The following is a 6905-nucleotide window of genomic DNA, read 5'->3' on the forward strand; positions in this document are numbered from 1 at the left end:
TCTAGCTGTCGTGTCCAAGATCAACACATTCCGCCAGCGCCTGCTTGCGCTGTTCGGGTGTGAGTATCTGCCACGTCGACCACCCGGGTGTTGAACACTGCGAGAGTGTTTCCAATACCTCCTCGACGGACAAGAACTCCCTCCAGGCAGTCACCATCATTCCACCGCCTGGCCCCTCGGTGTATACGGCCTTGCCGTCATGCACCCACCCGTCATAGACCGCCAGCGCTTGCTTCGGCGTCATCGGTGGTTCAAAAGAGGTTGTTGTGACGACAGACTCTGCCAGTCTGACAATCTCCACCACTTGCCACGTGCCGGATCCGTCATTGGCCACACGAACAGTGTCATTGACCGCTAACGGAACGTAGAAAGCATTATTCATGGAACTCACCAAGCCTTGTTCCTGATCAAGCCAGTGTCCCCACAAATTCTCGGTACGTATGTTGAAGTCGTGCCAGGGGTGCAGCGCCAATGTGAACTTTATGGAGGGTTCTTTGATATGCCGTGTCATGTCTTCATCCTAGGGCGGGATTCAGCAGTCTATTTTGGCCCTGTGGATAACCTGCTGAACAGCCCGGTCATCGTCGATGCACTGATCAAGCCGGCCGAAATTGTCCACTGACTAGCCTGAGGCAACGACAAAAGCGTGACATGCTGCGCGATTTGTACTCCTGGAAGTTGTAATACTGCAAGATCTCACAGTGCAAAATCACCGAATCTTGCTCATGGTTTCAGAGATCATTCCTGGCGAATGCAACATCATCTCATGGTTGTCTTAGCAGACACGTCGAGCCAATGAACAAGATGCTCAGCTACGGGTCGAATAGTATTTTTGGCAACCCGTTTTGGCTGAAGTTTTCCGTTAGTGTTGGTAGTACAGAGGCAAGAACAAGCACGGCACATCAGCCAGACTGCTTGGGAGAAACGAGCACTCATCATGTCGATACCTCCACCACTCACCAGCACCGTAAATTCATTACAAACACCAGTACTGTTAGACACCGATATCGGTTCTAATGTGGACGATTTATTGGCCCTGTTATTCGTATTGGGCAGCCAAAACTTGAAACTCGTCGGCGTGACGACGGTCTACGGAGACACGCACCTTCGGGCCAGAATTGCCGCCGCTACACTGTCGCTCGCAGGACGAGACGACGTTCCCATTGGTTTTGGCAACGCGGAACCAAAATCTGGGCGCGATGTGTTCTGGACCGGGCACGAAGGCGAGGGATTCGACCTCAGCCGGGTTGAAAACCCACAAACTACCGCGGCCGCAGTGTATGCCGACGCGTTGCGGACGCACGGCTCAAGACTGGTCGTCGCCGCCATCGGGCCGCTGACTAATGCCGTTGAGGCACTGGAGGATTGCAAGGTCAAACCACGATGCGTGGTAGCCATGGCGGGCCAATTCGAGGAGAGCTGGCCCGACCACAATGTTTTCTCCGACGCCGTGGCTGCCGCACGCTTCATGGAACTGGGCATCCCCATGATCTGCATCGGCATCGAACTGTGCCGCCAAGTACCCTATGCTGAACCCGATCTAGACGCGATCAAACGAGCCAGGCCCGGGCATCCACTCACAGCGCTGATCGTCGAGCAATCGCAGACGTGGTGGCACCACCACGGTCTAGAACAGTCCAATCCCTGTGATCCGCTCACCCTGCTAGCCGTAAGCCATCCAGAAGTCTATGAGTTTCAACAGGCAAAGATCCAGATCCCGGCCTATGGCAGTCAGGCTGGCAAGACACATTGGGTGCCCTCCGACTACGGTCACCAGTGGTTTGCCACCGGAGTCCAGGTGCAACAAGCAAGGCGTTTGATTCTCGACAGTGTGATTCGCGCGATGCGTCCTCACCAGTCCGAGCAATAGCAGATCGTCACGACTTGTTTTCCTGGCGCTCAGAGACCCATCGTGCATGGCTTTGACAGCATGTGGTGTTATGCCGAGGTATTCACCGGCCAGGCCAACACGCTAACAAACATCCAACCGCGGCTCACTTCAATCACCTGTATTCCAGGTGAAAGTGGCGTGTTGATGACCCATCACTGCTCCAGGCCTTAGACCGCAGTGCGAATCGATTTATGCATAATCGTGTGGACCACCGTAATTCACCAGCCTGCGTGGATGGCCGGTTAGGAAACATTCCTGTGCGCTTCTTGGACTTCCAGCTCGCGTTTTTCTTGACGTGCCGAGCGGTAGCGGAAAAACAGTGCCAATAGGCCACCGGAGATGTTGTGCCACACACTGAAGACCGCGGCTGGAAGTGCTGCGACCGGGTTGAAATGTGCTGCAGCAAGTGTAGCTGCCAGTCCAGAGTTTTGCATACCCACTTCCACCGATGTGGTGCGGGCAACGCGTTCTGGATAGTTGAATACCCGAGCTGCGAAATACCCAAGTAAATATCCGAGGCCGTTGTGCAGAACCACGACAGCCAAGACCAGCAAACCGGCTTCAATGATGCGATCGGCGGAGCCCGAAACCACAGCAACGACGACGTAGGAAATACCCAGTACGCTGACCCAAGGCAACAGCGGCAGAATTTTGTCAACCCAGGTGCGCAGCAACCAGCGAACCAGCAGTCCAGCAACCACTGGAATGAGTACCATCTGGACAATGGACATTGCCATCGACCCGGCATCCACCGGCAGCAGTGTCCCGGCTAACCACAGGGTCAGCAACGGTGTGAAGATTGGTGCCAACAGTGTTGAAACCGAAGTCATCGTGACTGACAGGGCGACATCGCCCTTGGCCAGATAGGTAATGACATTCGAAGAAGTCCCGCCCGGGGCACAACCCACCAGGATCACGCCAACGGCCAGTTCGGGTGGCAGCTGGAAGATAAACACCAGTGCCACCGCAATAGCCGGCATGATCACGTATTGAGCGACGACGCCTAGCAGAATCGGTAGTGGGCGTTTGACGACTAAGGCAAAATCCGGGATCGTCAGGGTAATCCCCATGGCAAACATGATGATGCCAAGCGCAACGTTGGTGTATTGCGCGAGCGGCGCCGTCTGAGTTGGGAATAAAAACCCGATAAGAAACGCAACGATAATAATGACCGGAAACACCGTTACCGCAATGCGGGCCGATCGATCTTCACCTGACCGCCCTTGCTGCTGGGTATTGACTGGCTTGGTCATCGTTACGTCCAATCTCTCATATGCCGTATGTTTCACACTTACTGTGGTGTTCTAAGCAACATAGCAGCCAAAATAACAAGGACAGTTGACATGACACAGAACTTGGCACGATCTTCGGACATGTGCTGTTATATTGATGCGGTTCGCCCTATCTGTCAGCTATCCGAGGCGCGCTGAACACTGCTGGCGAAAATGCGAATCATCAATCGTAGCAACAATTACCAGATTCTGGCCAGGAAGGGTGCTCTATGGCTGAACAGGCCGTTGACCTCATCAGGATGCGTAGAGCAGACCGGTAACGATCCATGAATTTTTGTTGAGCCCTTTGACTTCCTGCAATTCTGGCTCAATGGGCACACCTTATTGATGCGCATCAGCAAGGTGGCACGGTTATCACCGCTATGTAGTCAACGCATCCGCTGTTGCCCCGGGAACGGGTATGAAACAGTAGAAGCATGCAGACAGATGCCCACGACCGAACATCAATTACACAGCTTGCCACCCAGCACGGTCTCGACCTTATCCCTGAGACCATCACAATCAATGAAATCGGGCTGGATTTTCGGGTTGCCATTGCCACGGCACACAACGGCGAACGATGGGTCCTGCGGATTCCCCGTCGCTCGGATGTCATGCCCCGAGCCACTACTGAGGGGCGACTCTTACAACGTGTTGCTCCGTTACTGGATGTAGCAGTCCCCGACTGGCGTATTCAAAGTTCAGCGTTAATTGCCTACCCGCTTTTGCCCGGGGAGCCTGGCTTATCAGTCGGCCTCGACGGCTCATTAGATTGGCACGTGGATGTTGAGGACCCGATATACACGCATTCGTTGGGTGAATTCTTAGCGCAGTTGCATTCGATCGACCGCCAGCAGGTTGCCGACACCGGTATTGACATCCGGACACCAGATGAGGTGCGACAGGCCATTGCCGACGACATCACTCAAGTATCGTCAGAGTTTCAGGTCGCTGCCAGCTTGCTAGATCGATGGAACACTTGGTTAGCCGATGACGGATTCTGGCCGACAACTTCGGTCCTCACCCACGGCGAGGTGTACCCGGGACATCTGCTGCTCACCAATCAACAAATCGTCGGTGTCTTGGACTGGACGACTGCCGCGATCGGTGATCCTGCACAGGATTTCGCGTTTCATCGTGTCTTGATGTCCGACAAAGCATTTGCGGCAACCGTTCAACAGTACATAGAATACGGTGGCAACGTTGGACCGAAATTCGCTGAGCACTGCACCGAGCTCTACTCCATTTCACCGATCAACTACGGTATCTATGCTCTGACAACTGGAGATCCGGCACATGTCCGTGCCGCAGCCGCCGCGCTCAATCCGGAAGCATGAAGCCGTCGTCAGGCCAATCATTTTTCAACCGAGTTCACACGAGCTATCCGATGTGTTCACAAGAGTAGTCGTGCTGTTATGAAATGCGGTTGTATATTCGCAGTGCGATGGGGGCAAAGATCACCGTGATCAGCACTGATACCCCGATCACAATCACGATGCTTTGGAAGTTAGCCACACCGTTCATGAGGTCTCGCAGCGTATCGACGAGCTGACTGACCGGATTCGCATTGACAAATACCTGCAGCCAGTCAGGCATCGTTTCCGGCGGTGCAAAAACCGAGCTGATGAATGTCAGCGGGAACAGGATCAACACGGAGACACCTTGGACCGCGCTGGGCGTTCGCACCTTGAGCCCGATGACCAACCACATCCAACTCAACGCAAAACAAAACATGAATAACACAGCAACGGCTGCTACGACACCAAGCACTCCACCTGGTGCCCGGTAACCCATGAGCAGTCCAACGGCTAACGTCAGTGTGGTGGCGATGCCATACCGCAGGGAGTCCGCAAGCAATGCTCCAACCAAGTGAGCTGGCCGCCAGACCGGTTGGGTACGATACCGATCAAAGACGCCCTTTTCAATATCAGTATTGATCGTCATCGCGGTGTAGATCGTCAGAAAGATCACCGTCTGCGTCAGGATCCCGGGTAACGCAAATTGGAGATAATCTTCGGGCGTGCCGCTGATGGCACCACCAAATACGTATGTAAACATCAGGACGAACAACACCGGGTACAACACGGCATCGAGTAATTGCTCGGGCACATGGCGGATTTTGAGCAGGGATCGCCGAGTATAGGTCAGCACAGCTAACCCAGGTCCGATAAGACGCACCGATCCAGCAGTTTCCAATGCGTCTTCCAGGCGAACAGCAAACTGTTCGTCACTACGATTGTTAACCGTCATCGTGTTGCTCCTGTGGGGTAGAACGCGGAGTGGTCAGTGCCAAAAAGACCTCATTCAGGCTGGGTTGACCAAGTGAAAACTCCGTCAGTTGTATACCTTGGTGTTGCAGTTCGGCGATCATCGGCGCGGCCTTGGCAATGTCACTTAGCCGCAGACTCACCGTGAAGCCGTCGCTACTGAGTTCAGCAGATTCTTCGGATCGTGCATTGAGCAGCGTGACCGCAGTGCCTCCCTGGTCAGGGCTGGCTAACCGGATGTGCAACATTCCGGACCCAACGATGGCTTTGAGTTCACCGGGCGTACCTTCTGCCACAATCCGGCCGGCGTCCAAGACGGTAACCCGGTCTGCCAGTTGATCGGCTTCATCGAGATATTGTGTGGTGAGCAAGACTGTCGTTCCGGCGTCCACGAGGGTACGTACAGCGTTCCACACATCGTTTCGGCTGCGCGGATCCAAGCCCGTCGTTGGTTCATCAAGGAATAGCAGATCTGGTCGGACCAACAGCGACGCAGCAATATCGAGACGACGTCGCATGCCACCAGAGTATTTTCGAACCTGGCGCGCGGCAGCATCCAGCAAACCAAACGCGGCCAACAGCGACTCCGCCCGCGATTTTGCGCTGCGTCCTCGATACCCCCGTAATCTGGCCAGCAGTGCGAGATTCTCCACCCCGGTCAGATCTTCATCGAGCGAAGCGAATTGGCCGGTCAATGCGATCCGCTCACGGACTTGTGCAGGATGGGTGACAACGTCATAGCCAAGAACCCGGGCATACCCGCTGCTGGGTCGCAACAGCGTTGTCAGGATTCGCATGATGGTGGTTTTTCCGGCACCGTTGGGGCCTAGCACAGCGTGAACGCCACCCGTGGCGATGTGGAGATTAACGTTGTCCACAGCTGCTTGGGTGCCGAAGTGTTGCGTGAGATTTTGCGTTTCAACGGCCGGCTGGTGGCGGTGTATTTGTGGGCTCGTCATATTCACACTTTCGTGGGACCCAACTGTGGGTCGTGACAGGTCCTGAAGTCGAAGGTCAAGGTTGACGGTGTCGAAGCGATCAACCCTGTAGGTTGCGCAGGAACCCTTGAGTGAGCGGCTTCCTGTGCATGCTCAGAATTTTACGCTTGCCCAAAACATCCAACAAGACAGCAACAGTGACAACTGACGTGATCACTGGTATCACAGAAGGCATGATCAAACCGATAAATATCTCTGCCATTGAAGCTGCAACGAATCGCCCTTGGCAACAATGGGTACAACTTCTTGAAGAGGCCGGTGCCGGGCAAATGAATCACTCCCAGATTGCTGTGCTAGCACTTGAGCTGATGCCTGCTGATGTGAAACAGAAAGAATGGTGGGCCCAAGGCACGGCAGTTGCTTTTGAACAACATGCCGGACTGCGCGTACCGGGACAGACGAGCACCGGTGACTTCCAGCTCTCCACTTCACGCACCGTTGCAGGTAATAAAGATCAGGTGCTGGAGACGTGGTTAGA

6 protein-coding genes and 1 pseudogene are annotated in these 6905 nt (G+C 54.6%); 3 read left to right on the plus strand and 4 right to left on the minus strand.

The features are described from left to right. Position 1: 1 nt before the first annotated feature. A complete protein-coding gene (locus tag K8V32_RS10050; protein ID WP_303906683.1) occupies positions 2–511 on the minus strand; it encodes a hypothetical protein in 510 nt (169 codons plus the stop codon). A 426-nt stretch (positions 512–937) separates the two neighbouring features. Here K8V32_RS10050 and K8V32_RS10055 point away from each other — a divergent pair, with 426 nt between their 5' ends. Then, the gene (locus K8V32_RS10055; protein ID WP_303906686.1) at positions 938–1870 is read left to right on the plus strand and encodes a nucleoside hydrolase; all 933 of its coding nucleotides are present in this window, start codon (positions 938–940) and stop codon (positions 1868–1870) included. A 263-nt stretch (positions 1871–2133) separates the two neighbouring features. Here the strand turns inward: K8V32_RS10055 and K8V32_RS10060 are convergent, their stop codons facing one another. Next, on the minus strand, positions 2134–3144 hold the full coding sequence (locus tag K8V32_RS10060) for a bile acid:sodium symporter family protein (protein WP_303906689.1): 1011 nt from the start codon (positions 3142–3144) through the stop codon (positions 2134–2136). A 455-nt stretch (positions 3145–3599) separates the two neighbouring features. On the opposite strand from K8V32_RS10060, the gene K8V32_RS10065 reads away from it, so the two are divergent. Next, positions 3600–4499, plus strand: coding sequence for a macrolide 2'-phosphotransferase (locus K8V32_RS10065; RefSeq protein ID WP_303906692.1), 900 nt, complete (start codon positions 3600–3602; stop codon positions 4497–4499). A gap of 76 nt (positions 4500–4575) precedes the next feature. On the opposite strand, the gene K8V32_RS10070 is transcribed toward K8V32_RS10065, so the two are convergent. Both K8V32_RS10070 and K8V32_RS10075 read right to left on the minus strand, forming a co-directional pair. Then, positions 4576–5412, minus strand: a complete 837-nt coding sequence (locus tag K8V32_RS10070) for an ABC transporter permease (RefSeq protein ID WP_303906695.1) — start codon at positions 5410–5412, stop codon at positions 4576–4578. Then, on the minus strand, positions 5402–6388 hold the full coding sequence (locus tag K8V32_RS10075; RefSeq protein WP_303906698.1) for an efflux ABC transporter ATPase subunit, DrrA-related: 987 nt from the start codon (positions 6386–6388) through the stop codon (positions 5402–5404). The genes K8V32_RS10070 and K8V32_RS10075 overlap by 11 nt, the downstream gene beginning before the upstream one ends. 110 nt (positions 6389–6498) lie before the next feature. Between K8V32_RS10075 and K8V32_RS10080 the strand changes: the two are divergent. Then, positions 6499–6905, plus strand: a pseudogene (locus K8V32_RS10080) (hypothetical protein); the annotation flags it as partial.

It is taken from the genome of Enteractinococcus helveticum (assembly GCF_020742345.1).
Classification (GTDB): domain Bacteria; phylum Actinomycetota; class Actinomycetes; order Actinomycetales; family Micrococcaceae; genus Yaniella; species Yaniella helvetica_A.

Excerpts from the sequence above, each read along its gene's own strand:
- K8V32_RS10050 (WP_303906683.1), bottom strand. The coding sequence starts at position 511 with ATGACACGGCATATCAAAGAACCCTCCATAAAGTTCACATTGGCGCTG.
- K8V32_RS10055 (WP_303906686.1), top strand. The coding sequence starts at position 938 with ATGTCGATACCTCCACCACTCACCAGCACCGTAAATTCATTACAAACA.
- K8V32_RS10060 (WP_303906689.1), bottom strand. The coding sequence starts at position 3,144 with ATGACCAAGCCAGTCAATACCCAGCAGCAAGGGCGGTCAGGTGAAGAT.
- K8V32_RS10065 (WP_303906692.1), top strand. The coding sequence starts at position 3,600 with ATGCAGACAGATGCCCACGACCGAACATCAATTACACAGCTTGCCACC.
- K8V32_RS10070 (WP_303906695.1), bottom strand. The coding sequence starts at position 5,412 with ATGACGGTTAACAATCGTAGTGACGAACAGTTTGCTGTTCGCCTGGAA.
- K8V32_RS10075 (WP_303906698.1), bottom strand. The coding sequence starts at position 6,388 with ATGACGAGCCCACAAATACACCGCCACCAGCCGGCCGTTGAAACGCAA.